General features: G+C 71.7%; 16 protein-coding genes. All 16 read right to left on the bottom strand.

Annotated features, from left to right (window positions below; genetic code table 11):
* Positions 1 to 5: 5 nt before the first annotated feature.
* The 16 genes from EV190_RS11515 to EV190_RS11440 all read right to left on the bottom strand — a co-directional run bounded on the left by EV190_RS11515 (position 6) and on the right by EV190_RS11440 (position 16,661).
* The gene (locus tag EV190_RS11515; protein WP_133741497.1) at positions 6 to 611 is read right to left on the bottom strand and encodes an IS630 family transposase; all 606 of its coding nucleotides are present in this window, start codon (positions 609 to 611) and stop codon (positions 6 to 8) included.
* Positions 536 to 1,078, bottom strand: a complete 543-nt coding sequence (locus EV190_RS11510; RefSeq protein WP_133741496.1) for a winged helix-turn-helix domain-containing protein — start codon at positions 1,076 to 1,078, stop codon at positions 536 to 538. The genes EV190_RS11515 and EV190_RS11510 overlap by 76 nt, the downstream gene beginning before the upstream one ends.
* Before the next feature lie 112 nt (positions 1,079 to 1,190).
* Complete coding sequence (locus EV190_RS11505; protein ID WP_133741495.1) at positions 1,191 to 2,360, bottom strand: hypothetical protein; 1,170 nt, start codon at positions 2,358 to 2,360, stop codon at positions 1,191 to 1,193.
* Between the two features lie 61 nt (positions 2,361 to 2,421).
* A complete protein-coding gene (locus EV190_RS11500) occupies positions 2,422 to 3,309 on the bottom strand; it encodes a DivIVA domain-containing protein (protein ID WP_133741494.1) in 888 nt (295 codons plus the stop codon).
* A gap of 131 nt (positions 3,310 to 3,440) precedes the next feature.
* Entirely contained in the window at positions 3,441 to 3,746 is a 306-nt protein-coding gene (locus EV190_RS11495; RefSeq protein WP_133741493.1) for a YggT family protein, read from the bottom strand.
* Positions 3,747 to 3,785: 39 nt separating this feature from the next.
* On the bottom strand, positions 3,786 to 4,313 hold the full coding sequence (locus tag EV190_RS11490) for a cell division protein SepF (RefSeq protein ID WP_133741492.1): 528 nt from the start codon (positions 4,311 to 4,313) through the stop codon (positions 3,786 to 3,788).
* 117 nt (positions 4,314 to 4,430) lie between these two features.
* Positions 4,431 to 5,156 carry a YggS family pyridoxal phosphate-dependent enzyme gene (locus EV190_RS11485; protein ID WP_133741491.1) on the bottom strand — a complete coding sequence of 242 codons (726 nt, stop codon included), beginning with the start codon at positions 5,154 to 5,156 and terminating at the stop codon, positions 4,431 to 4,433.
* Between the two features lies 1 nt (position 5,157).
* Complete coding sequence (pgeF, locus tag EV190_RS11480) at positions 5,158 to 5,877, bottom strand: peptidoglycan editing factor PgeF (protein ID WP_133741490.1); 720 nt, start codon at positions 5,875 to 5,877, stop codon at positions 5,158 to 5,160.
* 103 nt (positions 5,878 to 5,980) lie between these two features.
* A complete protein-coding gene (gene ftsZ, locus EV190_RS11475; protein ID WP_133741489.1) occupies positions 5,981 to 7,363 on the bottom strand; it encodes a cell division protein FtsZ in 1,383 nt (460 codons plus the stop codon).
* Between the two features lie 374 nt (positions 7,364 to 7,737).
* Entirely contained in the window at positions 7,738 to 8,484 is a 747-nt protein-coding gene (locus EV190_RS11470) for a cell division protein FtsQ/DivIB (protein ID WP_133741488.1), read from the bottom strand.
* 44 nt (positions 8,485 to 8,528) lie between these two features.
* A complete protein-coding gene (gene murC, locus EV190_RS11465) occupies positions 8,529 to 9,956 on the bottom strand; it encodes a UDP-N-acetylmuramate--L-alanine ligase (RefSeq protein WP_133741487.1) in 1,428 nt (475 codons plus the stop codon).
* The gene (gene murG / locus EV190_RS11460; protein ID WP_133741486.1) at positions 9,953 to 11,107 is read right to left on the bottom strand and encodes an undecaprenyldiphospho-muramoylpentapeptide beta-N-acetylglucosaminyltransferase; all 1,155 of its coding nucleotides are present in this window, start codon (positions 11,105 to 11,107) and stop codon (positions 9,953 to 9,955) included. The genes murC and murG overlap by 4 nt, the downstream gene beginning before the upstream one ends.
* A complete protein-coding gene (ftsW, locus tag EV190_RS11455; protein ID WP_133741485.1) occupies positions 11,104 to 12,471 on the bottom strand; it encodes a putative lipid II flippase FtsW in 1,368 nt (455 codons plus the stop codon). Before ftsW ends, murG begins: the two co-directional genes overlap by 4 nt.
* Positions 12,472 to 12,777: 306 nt before the next feature.
* Positions 12,778 to 14,196 (bottom strand): UDP-N-acetylmuramoyl-L-alanine--D-glutamate ligase, encoded by a 1,419-nt coding sequence (gene murD / locus EV190_RS11450; RefSeq protein ID WP_243742507.1) that lies wholly within the window; start codon positions 14,194 to 14,196, stop codon positions 12,778 to 12,780.
* Positions 14,197 to 15,252: a phospho-N-acetylmuramoyl-pentapeptide-transferase gene (gene mraY / locus EV190_RS11445; protein ID WP_133741484.1), complete on the bottom strand. Its 1,056-nt coding sequence runs from the start codon at positions 15,250 to 15,252 to the stop codon at positions 14,197 to 14,199. It abuts the gene before it with no gap.
* Positions 15,249 to 16,661: a UDP-N-acetylmuramoyl-tripeptide--D-alanyl-D-alanine ligase gene (locus EV190_RS11440; RefSeq protein WP_133741483.1), complete on the bottom strand. Its 1,413-nt coding sequence runs from the start codon at positions 16,659 to 16,661 to the stop codon at positions 15,249 to 15,251. The genes mraY and EV190_RS11440 overlap by 4 nt, the downstream gene beginning before the upstream one ends.
* Positions 16,662 to 16,736: the final 75 nt, after the last annotated feature.

The following is a 16,736-nucleotide window of genomic DNA, read 5'->3' as shown; positions in this document are numbered from 1 at the left end:
GGGGGTTATAGGGGTGGTGTGGGGTTGAGGGGGGTTTTGGCGAGGAATCCGGTGATGAGGTCGGGGTGGCGTTGGATGTGGGCGAGTCGGGTTCTGGTCAGGGCGGCGAGTTGGTCGATGGTGCGTTTGGTGAAGTTGGCCAGGGATCGTTTCAGGTGGGCCCACACCGCCTCGACCGGGTTCAGTTCGGGCGCGTAGGGGGGAAGGCGGTGCACGGTCAGCCAGGGGCGGGCGTCGATGAGGGCGCGGGTCTCTTTGCTGGTGTGGGTGTTGAGGTTGTCCCAGACGAGCACGATGGGGCCGCCCAGGCGTTGGTGGGCGGCGTCGAGCAGGTGGACGTGGTCGGTGGCGGTGAAGCCCTTGGGGTCGTTTCTGCGGTGGCCGTGGTGGATGTGGGTGCGGTAGAACAGGCGCGGGCGGTGGCCCGCCTTGACGCACACCAGTGCGGCCAGGGCGACGCGGTCCGATCCGGCGGCGCCCACCCGCACGATCGGGGTGTGGCCGCGTCGTCCCCAGGTTCGGCCTTTGGGGGGCCTCAGGCCCTGGCCCGCCTCGTCTTCGAAGCAGAGCCAGGCGCCCAGGTCCGCCGCGGTTTTTTTACGAGTTCCCACTGCTTTCCCCGCCAGAAGGCGATCTCGTCCTCGTCGCGTTCGCTGGCGCGCCGGGTGGGGGTCTGGACGCTCCATCCGAGCCGGTGCAGCAGCTCGTCCAGTCCCGAGGAGCTGTAGGTGACGTCGAACTCCTCGTGGATCACCTCGATGACGCGCGCCAGTGTCCAGCGTTGGTCGGCAAAGCCTCGGGCGGCGGGTCCGGCCTCCAGGACGCGTTGTAGTTCCTCGGTCTGGTCGGGGTCGAGCTTGCACGCCGCGCCGCCGGGGCCTTTGGAGGCCAGTGCCGGCCGGCCGCCGTGGGCGAGGGCCTGGCGCCAGCGGTTGACCGAGGACACGGAGACGCGGAAGCGACGCGCGACCTGGGCGGCGGTGGCCCCGTGCTCGAACAGGTCGGCGGCGGCCAGCCGGATCTGTTCACGCTGTTCTCGTTCGGAGGCGGTCAGTCCACCGCCATCGGGATATCTCATCTCTTCGGCCTAGCCCACGCCAAGCCAAAACGTCACCCCACAACAGCGAAAAACACCCCCAAACCGGAACCTCTCTAGACCCCTCAGCCCTGACACACCGGAGAGGGGCCGGTCAGTCCTCCGACCCGGGGGAGCGCCGGACGTCCGCCGTGCGGTCCGGGTCCTCCTCGGGCGGGGTGATCCGCTCGGTCTCCTCGTCGTCCTCGCCCGGCGGGACGAAGCGGACCGTGGCCTCGTCGTCCTCGGCCTCGACCGGAGCGGGGACCGCGGCCGTCTCCTCGGTCTCCTCGACCGGAGCCGGAACCAGCAGGACCGTGGGCTCGTCGTCGGGCTCGTCGTCCGCCCCGACCGGGGGCGGGGTGATCCGCTCGGTCTCCTCCGCGTCGTCCGCGAGATCCGCAGGGGGTTCGTTCGCCGGGGTCACGGCCTCCTCGTCCCCCTCGCCGCGCTGGTCCGGCGCGTGGACGGGCGGGTCCCACCGGGCGGGTTCGCTGAAGGCGACCGCCGCCGGGGCGTGCTCGTCCTCGTCGTCCGCCCCGACCGGGGGCGGGGTGATCCGCTCGGTCTCCTCGTCGTCCTCGCCCGGCGGGACGAAGCGGACCGTGGCCTCGTCGTCCTCGTCCGCCTCGGCCGGGGGCGGGGTGATCCGCTCGGTCTCCTCGTCGTCCACCGGCACCGCGACGGGGATCCGGACGACCGTCGTCGCCTCGTCCGGGGACGAGCCCGACGGGGCCGGGGTGATCCGCTCGGTCTCCTCGTCGTCCTCCGCGCCCTTCTCCGGAGCGAGGTCGACGGTCTCCTCGTCGTCCACCGGCTCGGGCGTTTTGACGGTGGATTCCTCGGCCTCGTCGACCGGGGGCACGGGCCGGGAGTCGGGCCGCGTGAAAACGGCCGCCCGCACCGGTTCGGAAACCGGCGCGGGTGCGGATGTGTCGGCCTGGCCGACCGGTTCCCCTGAGTCCTCGGGGCGCGCGGGTGAGCTTCCGGTGCCGACAGGCTCCGGGACAGGGATGGTGCGGACGGACGCCTTCCCCAAACCGTCCGTCCGTGGCAGCCCTGTCACGGATTCCCGAGTGTCGGCAGCCAGGTGACCAGCGAGCGGCTTCGCCCGGTCCCCTCCGAACAGGGTTCTCCTGCTTCGGACGGCCTCGACCGCGAGCAGGGCGGCGGACAGTCCGCCGAGCCCCAGCGCGACATAGACCAGGGACAGCTCTGCGAGCGCCAGTGCCGTACCGATCACGGCGAACGCCGCGAGGACCAGCACCAGGCAAACGATGATCACCGGGATGGATGCCTTTTCACGAACTCAGGGGTTCAATTGTGTCTTCACCGACCACTGGGTCTCAGTGGCGGTCGTGCGGCTCGCCCGGGTGGTAGCTGCCGTGCGGAGTCGGCTCGGGAGAGGCGAAGGGGTTTCCGGGAGGACCGCCGGGGCCCGCGTGCTGCAGGGACGGGTTGGCGCCCGTGGGGGGAGCCATGGTCTGGAAGCCGCCGGTGACGTTCGGGTTGTTGTGCTCGTTCGCTCCCTCGGCGAGTTCGCGCAGCTGCCGCTCGAAGTAGTCCTTGAGCCGGCTGCGGTACTCGCGCTCGAAGTCCTTGAGCCCGGCCACCTTGTGCTCCAGCTCGTCGCGCTGCTGCACGAGCGTGCCCATCACCTGGCGGTGGCGCTCCTGGGCGTCCCGGTCCAGGTTCTCCGAACGCGCGCGCGCCTCGTTGACGATCTGCTCGGCCTGGCGACGGGCCTTGCCGAGGATGTCGTCGGCCTCGTGGCGGGCGCGGCCCAGGGTCTCGTCGGCCTCGCGTCGGGCGTCGGAGATCGCCTGGTCGGCGGTCTGCTGGGCGAGGGCGAGCACCCGGGCGGCGGTGTCCATGTTGTCCTCGCCGCCGCCGGGCAGGCCCATGGCGGGCATGCTCTGCTGCATGGGCTCGGGCTGGCGCATCTGCATGGGCTCGGGCTGACGCATCTGCATCGGCTCGGGCTTGGGGGGCTCGGGGGGCGCCATCTGCTGCGGGGGTTCCTGGGGCTGGAAGTCGTTCATTCCCGCAGGGGGGACCTTGCCGCGCAAGCACTCGGCGAGCTTGCCGCGCAGTTCCTCGTTCTCCTGGATCAGGCGGTCGAGCTCGGACTCGACCTCGTCGAGGAAGGCGTCGACCTCTTCTTCGTCATACCCCGGCCGGAGCCGGGTCGTACTGAACTGTTTATTCCGTACATCCGCGGGTGTCAGCGGCATGTTCGTCTCCTTGGCGCGCTTGGACTCTGTCCGTAGGGACGCTACCTGATCGTGACCTTACGGCAATCCAGATCATGACCAAGACTCACGTATCGGAACCGGAGCCTACCTTTCCGACATCTCGGGCCTTGCTACATGGTCGGGATCAGTGCCACGAACTGGATGAGGACCATCACCACGATGAACAGGACCGTGAAGCTCAGGTCCAGCGCGATGCTCCCCAGCCGGATGGGCTTGATGAAGCGTCGCAGGAACCTCAGGGGAGGGTCCGTGATCGTGTACGTCGTCTCGGCCAGGACCAATACGAATCCGGTGGGCTGCCATGATCTGGCGAAGGACTGGACCAAGTCGAACACCAACCGCCCGATCAGAACGAACAGGAAGATGTATAGGACAAAGTACAGAACGTTGCCGAGCACGACTTGGACGATGTTCACACTCGTACTCCGGCTGCCTCACTGGACGTCTGTGCTGTTCTAACTCTGATTGAAGAACCCTCGCTCAGCGATACGTGCTTTGTCTTCAGCGGTCACCTCAACATTAGCCGGAGACAACAGGAACACCTTGTTCGTCACGCGTTCGATACTGCCATGCAGCCCGAAGATCAGCCCCGCCGCGAAGTCGACGAGGCGCTTGGCGTCGCTGTCGACCATCTCGGTCAGGTTCATGATCACCGGGATGCCCTCCCGGAAATGCTCTCCGATAGTACGCGCTTCGTTGTACGTCCGGGGATGGAGCGTCGTGATTCGCGCGAGATCGGCTGTCGCGGGGGCGGTGACGGAGACATTACGTCGCTCATTGTGAGACACGGTGTAATCGCCCGAATCCGTCACGGAGTCACTTCGAGAGTCGGCGTCCCGGGGTCCGTGCTCTCGGCCGGACCGCTCCTCGACGCCCTCATCGAAGTCATCGAAGTCATCGTATTCATCCGCATAGCGGTGATCGTAACGGTCGTCCTCCACGAGGCCGAGGTAGACCGCCATCTTGCGCATAGCGCCGGCCATCTCTTGCCTTCCGTCGTCCCTGTGGTGATGTACCGCAGATGACTTATCGCTGGTTCAGGCCCGGTTGACCCCGCTGGCGGAGGCCACAGCGTGAGCCCCAAGGTCCATGTGGGGACATTACCCCACGATCGCCACACGGTCGCCGAGCAACGCCGTACCTATCCGCAGGTGTGTCGCACCCCTGCGGATCGCGGCCTCCAGGTCCCCGCTCATCCCCGCGGAAATCACCGTGGCACGAGGGTAGCGAGCCCTGAGGTCGGCTGCGACCGAGTAGAGCCGGTCGAAGGCCGGCTCCGGATCGGACCCCCTCGGCGCGACCGCCATCACCCCGCCCAGCGAGAGGCCCTCCTCCGCGGCGACCGCGTCCGCCAGGGCGGGCACGTCCGCGGGGTCGACCCCGCCGCGCGGACCGATCAGCCCCCGCTCCGAGTCCGGGTCCAGGTTGACCTGGACCAGGCAGCCCAGCTCACGCCCCTCGTTCCGGGCGCGTCTGGCCAGCTCCGCGACCAGCCGTCCCCGGTCCACCGAGTGGACCATGTCGGCGTACCGGGCCACCGAGCGCGCCTTGTTCGTCTGCAGCTGCCCGACGAAGTGCCAGGTGAGATCGAGATCACCGCACTCGGCGGCCTTCCCGGCGGCCTCCTGGTCCCGGTTCTCGCCCACGTCGCGCAGGCCGAGCTCCGCGAGGATACGCACGTCGGACGCCGGATGGTTCTTGGTGACCGCGATGACGCGGACCTCCTCCGGCGCTCTCCCGGCCGCCGCGCAGGCGGCGTCCACCCGTTCCCGCACCCGCTCCAGGTTCGCGGCGATCTCGGCCCGCCGCGCGTTCGTCCCGCCCATGTCAGACCCTCCAGACGTATCCGGCGAACCGGCCGGTGGCGGAGTCGCGGCGGTAGGAGAACAGCTCGGCGCTCTCCCTGGTGCACCGCGCGTCGTGCCTGACCGCTCCCACGCCCGCCCGCTCCAGCTGGGCGGCGACCGCCGCGCGGATGTCCACACCCGGCGTGCCCTCGGCGGTGTCGCACCAGGCCTCGGGCGCGGACCGGGCCACCTCCTCCCGCAGCTCGGCGGGCACCTCGTAGCAGCGTCCGCAGATCACCGGCCCCAGCAGCGCGGTGCACCGCGCCGGGTCGGCGCCGTGCCGCGTCATCTCCCCCACCAGCGCCGAGGCGATGTTCGCGGCCGTTCCCGGCCGCCCCGAGTGCGCCGCGCCGACGACGCCCGCCTCCGGGTCCGCGACCAGCAGCGGAAGGCAGTCCGCCACCAGGACCGCCAACGCCAGTCCGGCCTCGGTGGTCACGACGGCGTCCGCGTCGCCGGCATGGCCGCCATCGGCCACGACCGCGACGTCGGAGCCGTGCACCTGGTTCATCCACGCGACGCGGCGGGGGTCGAGGCCGAACCCGCGGGCGGCCCGCTCCCGGTTCTCGGCGACGGCCTCGGCGTCGTCGCCGACGTGGCCGCCCAGGTTCAGGCTGGTGTAGGGGTCCCGGCTGACCCCGCCACCGCGCTGGGTGAACCCGGCCCGGACGCCGGGCGCCAGTTCGATCACGGTGCTCATCGGCGCGAGCACCTCCTTGTCCGTTGGTGGGGGCAGAGGGGATGAGGGGCGGAGCGCGCGAAGCCCGGCCTGGGATCCCAGGCCGGGCGACGCGGTACTGCGGTTACTTGAGGAAGTCCGGGACGTCGAGGTCGTCACCCTCGTCGAAGACCACCCTGCGCCGCGGCGTCGGGATCTCGCTGGTCCGGGAGAACGGGCTCTCCGACGTGCGGGGACGGTTGTAGCCGTTCTCCCCCACCGCGTGGATGCCGCCCGGGCGGTACGGCCTCTCCTCGGGCTCCTCCGGCTCGGCGACCGGTTCGGGCTCGATCACCCGGGTCGGTTCGGGCTCGGGCTCGGGCTCGGGCTCGGGTTCGCGGACCGGCTCGGGCGCGCGGTACACGGGGGGCTCCGGGGCGCGGTGCACCGGGGGCTCGGGCTCGCGCACCGGCTCGGGCGCGGGCTCGACCGGGCGGACCGGCGCCGGGGCGGGCGCGGGCCGCTGCACGGGTGGAGGACTAGGCGCGGTCACCGCCCGGGACGGGGGGACTGCCTCCACCTGGGGCTCGTCGAACCCGGCCGCGATGACCGTGACCCGCACCTCGTCGCCGAGCGCGTCGTCGATGACCGCGCCGAAGATGATGTTGGCCTCGGGCGCCGCGGAGTTCGCCACGAGCTGGGCCGCCTCGTTGATCTCGAACAGGCCGAGGTCCGAGCCTCCCTGGATGGACAGCAGCACGCCGTGCGCGCCGTCGATGCTGGCCTCGAGCAGCGGCGAGGAGATCGCCATCTCCGCCGCCGCCACGGCGCGGTCGTCGCCGCGGGCCGAGCCGATGCCCATGAGGGCCGACCCCGCCCCCGACATGACCGACTTGACGTCGGCGAAGTCCAGGTTGATCAGGCCCGGCGTGGTGATCAGGTCCGTTATGCCCTGGACACCGGACAGCAGTACCTGGTCGGCGGCCTTGAACGCGTCCAGGACGCTGACCTGGCGGTCCGAGATGGACAGGAGCCGGTCGTTGGGGATGACGATGAGCGTGTCGACCTCTTCGCGCAGCATCGCTATGCCCGACTCGGCCTGGGTGGCGCGGCGCTTGCCCTCGAATCCGAACGGGCGGGTGACGACCCCTATGGTGAGCGCCCCCAGGGAGCGGGCGATGTTGGCCACCACCGGCGCGCCGCCGGTGCCCGTCCCACCGCCCTCGCCCGCTGTGACGAAGACCATGTCCGCGCCCTTGAGGACCTCCTCGATCTCCTCCCGGTGGTCCTCGGCCGCCTTCCGGCCCACGTCGGGGTTGGCGCCCGCGCCGAGGCCGCGGGTGAGCTCGCGCCCGACGTCGAGCTTGACGTCGGCATCGCTCATGAGCAGCGCCTGGGCGTCGGTGTTGATCGCTATGAACTCGACGCCCTTGAGGCCCTCTTCGATCATGCGATTGACGGCGTTGACACCGCCGCCGCCGATGCCGACGACTTTGATGACCGCGAGGTAGTTCTGCGGTGCTGCCACGACGAGGGGCCTTTCCGCTCGCTTCTTGCTACTCTGCCGGCTCCTCCGGGAAAGGGCGCCGAGCGCGCGTTCCCGGTCTGGACCGGCTCGAAAGCTGTCCGGTTCTGCTTGCTGCACGTGGTGCCCCGGTTCTGGCTTCCGTCCGGGGCGGTGGGGCCGCGCGACCACGGGGGCACGGCGTCATCCCATCCGCATCACGTGCGATGCGGTCGGTTTTCTTTACTTATGTCAACCAAGGGTGCTGCTTCCTGACAGTAGGCCGCCACCCCGGGGACGGGCAACTAACCACGACTTCAGACTATCGGCGTGTCGCGCGGCGGAGTGCTGGGCACGCCGCGCGCGTCGCCCTTTGCGATCGGTGTCGTCCTCCGGGCTCATCCGACGACCGCCACTCCCGCGGCGCTCACGTCGTACCGGAGCCCCTCCTCCTGAGGGTGCTCGCGCATGAGCACCTGGAGCACCCGCGCCTTGTCCGCGCCGCGCTCGGCGTCCCCCCAGACCACGGTCGCCCCGCCGCTGAGCCCGAGTGTGATGGTGGCGCGGTCGGTGGCCTCGATGGTGTCGACCTCGTCCAGGAGCGGTCCGGGCAGCTCGCGGGCGATCCGGGCCGCCTCGGCGATCGCGGGGTTCCCCTCGACCTCGCCCCTGACGCTCACCAGCGGGTATCCCGACGGCCGGGTCTCGGAGTCCTCGACGCGCACCCCCTCGCGGTCCACCAGGAGGTATCCGTGGCCGGCCTGGATGCTGACCACCGGGGTGCGCTCCACGACCTCGACGACGAGGGTGGCGGGCCAGCCTCGCGAGACCTCGGCGGACTCGGCCAGCCTCAGCTCCTCCACCCGCTCCGCGGCGGCGTCGGTGTCCACCCTGGCCAGGGGGGTTCCGGTGGCCACGTCCACCGCCGCCGCGACCTCGTCCTCGGTGAGCCGGCCCAGGCCACCGACCTCGATCTGGCGCACGACGAGCAGCCGCGATCCCAGCAGCACCCAGGTGACGACCGCGAGCAGTCCCACCACGAGGAGCGCCACGAAGGCGACCTTCCACGGGTCCGATCCGCGGCGTTCGGAGGGGGGCGCGCCGGTCCGTCCGGACGCCCGGGGCCGCTGGTCCTCGACCGTCACCCTGCCCCTCCTGTCTCGGCGTCCCGAACGCGCCCGCTCCGCGGTCAGCCGAGCGCCGCGACGATCACCGGGCCGAGCTCGGTGACGTCTCCGGCTCCCATCGTCAGCACGACGTCGCCCGGCCGGGCGACGGCCGCGACCCGGGCGACGGCGTCGGCCCGGTCCGGGTGGTGGTACACCCGGTCGTGGCCGACCCGGTCGGTGATCAGCTCGGCGCCGACCCCTGGTTCGGGGTCCTCGCGCGCGGCGTAGATCCCCAGGACGACGACCTCGTCCGCCCGGGTGAGCGCCTCGGCGAACTCGGCGGCGAAGATGCGCGTGCGACTGTACAGGTGGGGCTGGAACAGCGCCACGACCCGACCCGCCGGCGCGTCGCCGCCGCTCTTGGCCTTCTGGGAGTCGAGCGCGGCGCGCACGGCCGCCAGGTCGGCGGCGAGCTCGGTGGGGTGGTGCGCGTAGCTGTCGTACACGCGCACACCGCCGGCCTCGCCCTTGAACTCGAAGCGGCGGGCCGCGCCGGTGAACCCGGCGAGCCCCTCGACGGCGACCTCGGGGTCGTGGCCGAGCTCGTCGGCCACCGCGACCGCCGCCGCCGCGTTGAGGACGTTGTGCCGTCCCGGCGCGGCGACGGAGCAGCGGATCGGCTCGCCCGAGGGCGGGGTCAGGGTGAAGTCCGTGGCGAATCCGTCGGCCTCGATGGCGCCGACCCGGTAGTCGGCCCCGGCCGCCTCGCCGTAGGTGACGACCCGCTTGCCCCGCTCGCGGGCGACGTCGGCGACCCGGCGGGCGCCGGGGTCGTCGACGCCGACGACCAGGGTCTCGGACACCCGGTCGACGAACGCGGCGAAGTTGGCGTGGATCTCCTCCAGGCCCCCGTAGTTGTCGAGGTGGTCGGCCTCGACGTTGGTGACGACGGCGATCCGGGGCGAGAGCATGAGGAAGGAGCCGTCGCTCTCGTCGGCCTCGACCACGATGACGTCGCCCGAGCCCGCGTCGGCGCCCAGGCCGGTGGTCACCAGCTTGCCGCCGATGACGTAGCCGGGCGCGGCGCCCAGGTGCTGGAGCATCACCGTGATCATCGACGTGGTGGTGGTCTTCCCGTGGGTGCCCGAGACCGCGACCCCGCGCCGGTCCAGCAGCAGCGCGCCGAGCGCGGCGGCGCGCGGCAGCACACGCAGGCCGCGCGCCCTGGCCTCGGCCAGTTCGGGGTTGGCGTCCCTGATCGCCGAGGACACGACGAGCGTCTCGGCGGCGCCCACGTGCTCGGCGGCGTGCCCCACGTGCACGGTCGCGCCGAGTTCGGCGAGCTCGCGCAGCAGGTCGCCGTCGCGCGCGTCGCTGCCGGAGACCTCGATCCCGCGCTGCAGCAGCACCCGCGCGATGCCGGACATCCCGGCCCCGCCGATCCCCACGAAGTGGACCCGGCCGAGCTTGTCGACCTCGACCGGTTCGGTCGGCTCGACCAGGCTCATCGGGCGGTCCTCCCCGGATCGCCGTAGTCGTCGTCGGAGTCGTCGATGGGCATCTCCACGCCGGACCGGTCGCCGGTGGCGATGGCGACGACCTCGCGGGCCAGCGCCATGTCGGCGTCGCGGCGGCCCATCGTGGAGGTGGCCTCGGACATCGCCACGACCCGGTCGGTGTCGGTGAGCAGCGGGATGAGCGTCTCGCGGATCCACTGCGGGTTCAGCTCGGCGTTGGCGACCATGAGGCCGCCGCCCGCCTGCACGATCGGCTCGGCGTTGAGCCGCTGCTCGCCGTTGCCGATGGCCAGCGGGACGAACGCGCCGGGCAGGCCCACCGCGGTCAGCTCGGCGCAGGTGAGCGCGCCCGAGCGGCACATGGCCATGTCAGCGGCGGCGTAGGCCATGTCCATCCGGTCCACGTACGGCACGACCACGTAGGGGATGCCGTCGCGGGTGCGGTCCTCGGGGCCCTCGGCGTTCTTGGGGCCGACCACGTGCAGCACCTGGACGCCGGAGCGGTGGAAGTCGTCGGCGCTGTCGAAGGCGGCCTGGTTGACGGTCTGGGCCCCCTGGGAGCCGCCGAAGATCAGCAGGGTGGGAAGGTCCGAGCGCAGCCCGAAGTGGGCGCGGGCCTTGTCCCCCAGGGCCAGGCGGTCCAGGGAGGAGATCTGCTCGCGCAGCGGGATGCCGACGAAGCGGCCGTGGCGGATCTCGGTGTGCGGGTGCCCCGTGAACACGTGCGGGGTCAGCCGGGCGCCCAGGCGGTTGGCCAGGCCCGGCAGGGGGTTCGCCTCGTGCACCACGATCGGGACCTTGCGGCTGCGCGCGGCGAGGTACCCGGGGGTGGCGACGTAGCCGCCGAAGCCCACCAGGACGTCCGCCCGCATGCGGTCCAGGTGTCCCGCCGCGGCGCTGATGGCGCTGGCCAGCTTGCCGGGGACCGACAGCAGCTGGGGGGTGATTTTACGCGGCAGCGGCACCGCCGGGATCTCGCCCAGCTCGTACCCCCGCAGGGGGACGAGCCGCTGCTCCAGCCCCCGCTCCGTTCCCAGGCAGAGCACCTGGGTGTCGGGGTTGATGCGCCGCAGCGCGTCGGCCAGAGCCAGTGCCGGCTCTACGTGCCCGGCCGTGCCGCCGCCGGCGAGGACTACCCTCATCGTCGCCGATTCCTCCTCGCTTGGACCTGCGTCGGACGTGTCTTGGTGGCCCGGTTCACGGGGGCGGACCGACCGCCGGCGCCGATACCCGGGCTCAGCCAGCTTAGAGCCCTTTGCGTGTGTGTAGGACCCCGGGCCGCCAGCGCCTTGTGCGCGGCGGGCTCGCTCCTGGCGAGCGCGAGCAGGATGCCCAGGCCCAGCATCGTGGGCACGAGGGCGGATCCGCCCGCCGAGACCAGCGGCAGCGGGATGCCGGTGATGGGCAGCACACCGATGACGGTTCCGATGTTGACCAGCGCCTGGACGACGATCCAGGTGGTGACGGACACCGCGCTCAGGCGCACGAACGGGTCCCGGACCCGGGCGGCCACGCGCAGACCCGAGTAGCCCAGGACCCCGAAGAGGCCGACCACCAGGAGGGTGCCGATCAGTCCGAACTCCTCTCCGATGATGGCGAAGATGAAGTCGCTCTCGGGGTGCGGCAGGTGGCCCCACTTCTCCCGGCTGGCGCCGATGCCGACCCCGAACAGGCCACCGGTGCCCAGCGCGTAGAGGCCGTGCAGCAGCTGGTAGCCGCTGTTGAGCGGGTCCGCCTCGGGGTTGAGGAAGGAGGTCAGGCGCTTCATCCGGTAGGGCTCGACGGCGATCATGATGGCGACCAGCGCGCCGACGAGGCCGAGCACGCCCAGGAACAGCTTGCCGGGCGCGCCGACGATCCACAGCAGCACCACGAAGATCGCCATCAGGACGAACGAGGTGCCCAGGTCGCTGCCCAGCAGCACGAGCAGCACGAGGACGCCGCAGCCGGGCAGCAGCGGCATCAGCAGGTGCCGCCACTCGGTCAGCTCCCTGAGCTCGTCCCTGCGGGCGAGCACGCTCGCGCCCCACAGCGCGAAGGCGAGCTTCGCGGGCTCGGACGCCTGCACGGTGACGCCGCCGATCTCCAGCCACCGGGTGGCGCCGTAGTACTCCACGCCCTGGAAGACGGTCAGGACCAGCAGCGCGACGGAGACCAGCATCAGCGCGCTGCCCAGCAGCCGGAACATCCTGACCGGTGTCCGGGAGGCCACCAGCATCAGCGGGACCCCCATCGCGGCGGCGAACACCTGCTTCTGGAAGAGGGAGAACGCCGAGCCGGTCTCGGTGTAGGAGTCGACCATCGACGAGGACAGCACCATGACCAGGCCGAACGCGATGAGCAGGGAGCTGCTGCCGAAGATCAGGTAGTAGGAGGTCAGGGGCCGGTCCAGCAGCCTGGTGAACTCGCGGGTACGGTCGAGCACCGCACCGCCGCCCCCGCTGGGACGCCGTACCCTGTTCCCCCGCGTCCTGGTGGCCGAGGGAATCGATGTCGTCACCGCCACGTGCTGCCTCCCGACCACGCTGTCCCCTGGCGGTCCCGGAATCCTCGCCGGAACACGCCCTAGCGTCGAACAAGTCTGGCTGCAAGAGGCTTTGCGACGTCGTACATAACCGGGCGTGTTGGGGTTTTTCTGGCGCGGCACGGGCCGGGGACGCGCGAAGCCGGAAAAGGTTCACCGCGCCCCGGCGACGATTGTGTTGCGATCCGCCGGAGAAGTGCCCACTGTTCGGCGGTTCCCGTTGGGCGTGACCCTTTCGGGGTCTCAGAGGTGGTTGAGACCCCGGAAAGGGAACGACCGACGGGAGGATCAGCCCGCCAGCGCCCGCACCTCGCGGGCGAAGGCCTCGCCGCGGGCGGCGTAGTTGACGAACATGTCCATGGACGCCGCCGCGGGGGCGAGCAGAACGGTGTCGCCGGGGGCGGCGAGCCCCGCGGCGGCCGCGACGACCTCGGCCATCGCTCCGTCGTCGGCGCGGTCGACGTCGACCACCGGGACGTCGGGCGCGCGCTCGGCCAGCGCCTCGCGCAGCCGGGACCGGTCCGCGCCCAGCAGCACGACCGCGCGCAGCCGCCCGGCCGCGCCCGCCACCAGGTCGTTGACGTCGGCGCCCTTGAGCAGTCCCCCCGCCACCCACACCACGGAGGGGTAGGCGGCGAGCGAGGCCGCGGCCGCGTGCGGGTTGGTGGCCTTGGAGTCGTCGACGTAGTCCACGCCCCCGACGGTGGCCACGTGCGCGATGCGGTGCGGTTCGGGCGCGAAGTCCCGCAGGCCCGCGCGCACCGACCCGGGGTCCGCCCCGACGGAGCGGGCCAGCGCCGCGGCGGCCAGGGCGTTGGCGACGTTGTGCGGCGCGGCGGGGACCACGTCGGCCAGCGACGCCAGCTCCTCGGCGCTGGAGCGCGGGTCGGCGACGAACGCCCGGTCCACCAGCAGGTCCTCGACCACGCCGAGCTCGCCCGCCCGCGGGGTGCCCAGGCCGAAGCCGACCAGCGGGGCCCCGGGGTCCCCGCGCGTCTCGGCGAGGGCGCGGACGACCGGGTCCGCGGTGTTGGCCACCCGGATGGTGCCGGGGCCGTAGATCTTGGCCTTGGCCTCGGCGTAGGGGTCCATCCCGCCGTGCCAGTCGAGGTGGTCGGGGGCGATGTTGAGGATCGCGGCGGCGTGCGGGCGCACCGTGTCGGACCAGTGCAGCTGGAAGCTGGACAGCTCCACCGCGAGCACGTCGCGGTACTCCGCCGAGGACGGCTCCGCGAGCACCGCCTCGATGACGGGGGTTCCCACGTTGCCCACGGCCAGGGCGCGGCGGCCGTCGGCGCGCAGCATCGCCTCCAGCATGCGCACGGTGGTGGTCTTGCCGTTGGTGCCGGTGACGGCCAGCCACACCTGCTCGGCGGGCTTGAGCCGCCAGGCCAGCTCCACGTCCCCGATGACCTCGATCCCGGCCTCGGCGGCCCCGACCAGAAGGGGCGAGTCGGGCCGCCAGCCGGGTGTGGTGACCACGAGTCCGGTGTCCCCGGGCAGCACCGCGGCGGCGCCGAGCCCGACCCCGGCCCCGGCGGCCCGCAGCTCCTCCGCGCGCTCCCGGTTCGCCTCGTCGTCGCGTCCGTCCACGACCGTCACCCGGGCGCCCTTGGCGAGCAGCGCGTGGACGACGGGGGGTCCCGTGACGCCCAGCCCGGTCACGCAGACGGCGCGCCCGCTCAGCTCCATCGCGGTGTCGTCCATCTAGCGGGGCATCCATTCCAGGTAGAACAGGGCGATGCCCAACGCGACGAACAGGCCCTGGATGATCCAGAACCGGATCACGATGGTGGTCTCGGCCCAGCCCCTGAGTTCGAAGTGGTGCTGCAGGGGCGCCATTCGGAACACCCGTTTGCCGGTGAGCCGGAACGAGCCGACCTGGATGATCACCGAGGCGGTGATGAGCACGAACAGGCCGCCGATGACCAGCAGCAGCAGCTGGGTGCGGGTGGTGATGGCCAGGCCCACCAGGAGGCCGCCCAGCGCGAGGGAGCCGGTGTCGCCCATGAAGATCTTGGCGGGCGGGGCGTTGTACCAGAGGAAGCCGATGCAGCCGCCGAGCGCGGCCGCCGCCACCACCGCGAGGTCCAGGGGGTCGCGCACGGTGTAGCAGTTGGGTTCGAGGGCGTTGACGCAGCTCTGGCGCAGCTGCCAGTTGCCGATGACGACGTAGGCGACCAGCGACAGGATCATCGCGCCGGTGGCCAGGCCGTCGAGGCCGTCGGTGAGGTTGACCGCGTTGGAGGTGGCGACGATCAGGATCAGCGCCCAGATCACGAACAGCCACACCGCCATGGGCGGGCCGAAGTCGCGCAGCAGCGACAGGTGCGTGGAGCCGGGCGTGTAGGTGTAGTTGTTCGGGAACATGGTGACGCCGATGGCGAACCCGACGCCCACGATGACCTGGCCGAGCATCTTGGCGCCGCTGCGCAGGCCCAGGCTGCGGCGCTTGTAGATCTTGATGAAGTCGTCCAGGAAGCCGACGCAGCCCATCCCGACGAACAGGAACATCACCAGCAGGCCGGAGACGGTCGGCGGGGTCATCGTCGCCACGTGCGCGCCGAAGTAGCCGATGACGGCGCCCAGGATGATGACGATGCCGCCCATGGTGGGCGTGCCCTGCTTGGTCTTGTGGCCCTGGGGCCCGTCGTCGCGGATCTCCTGCCCGAACTTGAACCGGTACAGGATCTTGATCAGCGGCGGCATGAGGACGAAGGACACCAGCAGGGACAGCCCCGCCGCGACGAGAATGCCGGTCATTCGGCGGCCTCCGCACCGGTCAGCTGCTCGGCTACCTTTTCCAGCCCGGCCACTCGGGATCCCTTCAACATGACGATGTCCTTGGGTCGCAGGCGCTCGTTCAGCACCGCGACGGCCTCCGCGACATCGGCGACGGCGACGGTCTCGCCGTGCCAGTCCGCGACGGCCGCGGCTCCTTCCGCGACAGCCGCGGCCTGCTCCCCGACGACGACGAGGACGTCCACCCCGCTGCGGGTCACCAGCCGCCCGACGCGCTCGTGCTCGGCCCGGTGGGCGTCGCCGAGCTCGGCCATGTGGCCGAGGACGGCGAAGGAGCGGCGCCCGGCGCCCAGGGCGGCCAGCGTGTCCAGCGCCGCGCTCATGGACTCGGGGTTGGCGTTGTAGGCGTCGTTGACGACCGTCACGCCGTCCGCCCGCTCGGTGACCTCCATGCGCCAGCGGCTCCGGGGGGTGGCCTCTCCCAGGGCGGCGGCGATGTCGTCGACGCCCATCCCGAGTTCGGCCAGCACCGCGGCGACGGCCAGGGCGTTGTGCACCTGGTGGCGGCCGATCAGCCCGAGGTCGACGCGGGCGGAGCGGCCGCCGATGTCGAGGGTGAAGCCGGCGCGGCCCGAAGCGCGCACGTCGACCTCCCGCGCCCGCACGTCGGCGGTTTCGGCGAGGCCGTAGCCCACCACCCGGGCGGTGGTGCGCGAGGCCATCGCGATCACCGCGTCGTCGTCGGTGTTGAGGACCGCGACACCGCCCTCGTCGGCGGAGGGCAGCGCCTCGACGAGCTCGCCCTTGGCCCGGGCGATCACCGCGCGGCTGCCGAACTCGCCCATGTGGGCGCTGCCGACGTTGAGCACCACGCCGATGCGCGGCGGCGCGGCCTCGCACAGGTGCGCGATGTGCCCCACGCCGCGCGCGGCGATCTCCAGCGCGATGAAGCGGGTGGTCTCGTCCGCGCGCAGCACGGTCAGCGGGTGTCCGATCTCGTTGTTGAACGAGCCGGGCGGGGCGATCGTGGGGCCGAGCCGGGGCAGCACCTGGGCGAGCAGGTCCTTGGTGGTCGTCTTGCCGGACGAGCCGGTGACCCCGATGATGTCGGCGTCGGGGAGGCCGTCCACGACCGCGCGGGCCAAGCGGGCCAGCGCGGCCACGACCTCGTCGTCGCCGCCCTCGACCAGCAGATGGGGCGCGTCCACCGGGCGGGAGCCCAGGACCGCCACCGCTCCGGCCTCGACGGCGGCCGCGGCGAAGTCGTGGCCGTCGACCCGTTCCCCGCCGAGCGCGACGAACAGCGAGCCGGGGGCCACCTGGCGCGAGTCGACGACGACGGGACCGTTGACGGTGTCCGTGGGCTGCGCCGATCCGCGTATTCGGGATCGGGTGATCTCGGCGATCCGATCGAGCGTCAGCGCGATCAAATCCACTCCTCATGTCGGGCCCGGTCCACCGTGCTCAAAGCGCCATGACAGTGGACAGCGTGCGGAAAACGGGGA

This window comes from Actinorugispora endophytica (genome assembly GCF_004363075.1).
In the GTDB taxonomy this organism is placed as follows: Bacteria; Actinomycetota; Actinomycetes; order Streptosporangiales; family Streptosporangiaceae; genus Actinorugispora; species Actinorugispora endophytica.
Note: the sequence above shows the minus strand (reverse complement) of the source record. Positions and strands in the feature narration are given on the sequence as shown.

Bases quoted from the DNA above. Each gene is read 5' to 3' on its own strand.
- EV190_RS11500 (WP_133741494.1), bottom strand. From the start codon at position 3,309: ATGCCGCTGACACCCGCGGATGTACGGAATAAACAGTTCAGTACGACC.
- pgeF (WP_133741490.1), bottom strand. From the start codon at position 5,877: ATGAGCACCGTGATCGAACTGGCGCCCGGCGTCCGGGCCGGGTTCACC.
- EV190_RS11490 (WP_133741492.1), bottom strand. From the start codon at position 4,313: ATGGCCGGCGCTATGCGCAAGATGGCGGTCTACCTCGGCCTCGTGGAG.
- mraY (WP_133741484.1), bottom strand. From the start codon at position 15,252: ATGACCGGCATTCTCGTCGCGGCGGGGCTGTCCCTGCTGGTGTCCTTC.
- EV190_RS11510 (WP_133741496.1), bottom strand. From the start codon at position 1,078: ATGAGATATCCCGATGGCGGTGGACTGACCGCCTCCGAACGAGAACAG.
- murC (WP_133741487.1), bottom strand. From the start codon at position 9,956: ATGAGCCTGGTCGAGCCGACCGAACCGGTCGAGGTCGACAAGCTCGGC.
- murG (WP_133741486.1), bottom strand. From the start codon at position 11,107: ATGAGGGTAGTCCTCGCCGGCGGCGGCACGGCCGGGCACGTAGAGCCG.
- murD (WP_243742507.1), bottom strand. From the start codon at position 14,196: ATGGACGACACCGCGATGGAGCTGAGCGGGCGCGCCGTCTGCGTGACC.
- EV190_RS11485 (WP_133741491.1), bottom strand. From the start codon at position 5,156: ATGGGCGGGACGAACGCGCGGCGGGCCGAGATCGCCGCGAACCTGGAG.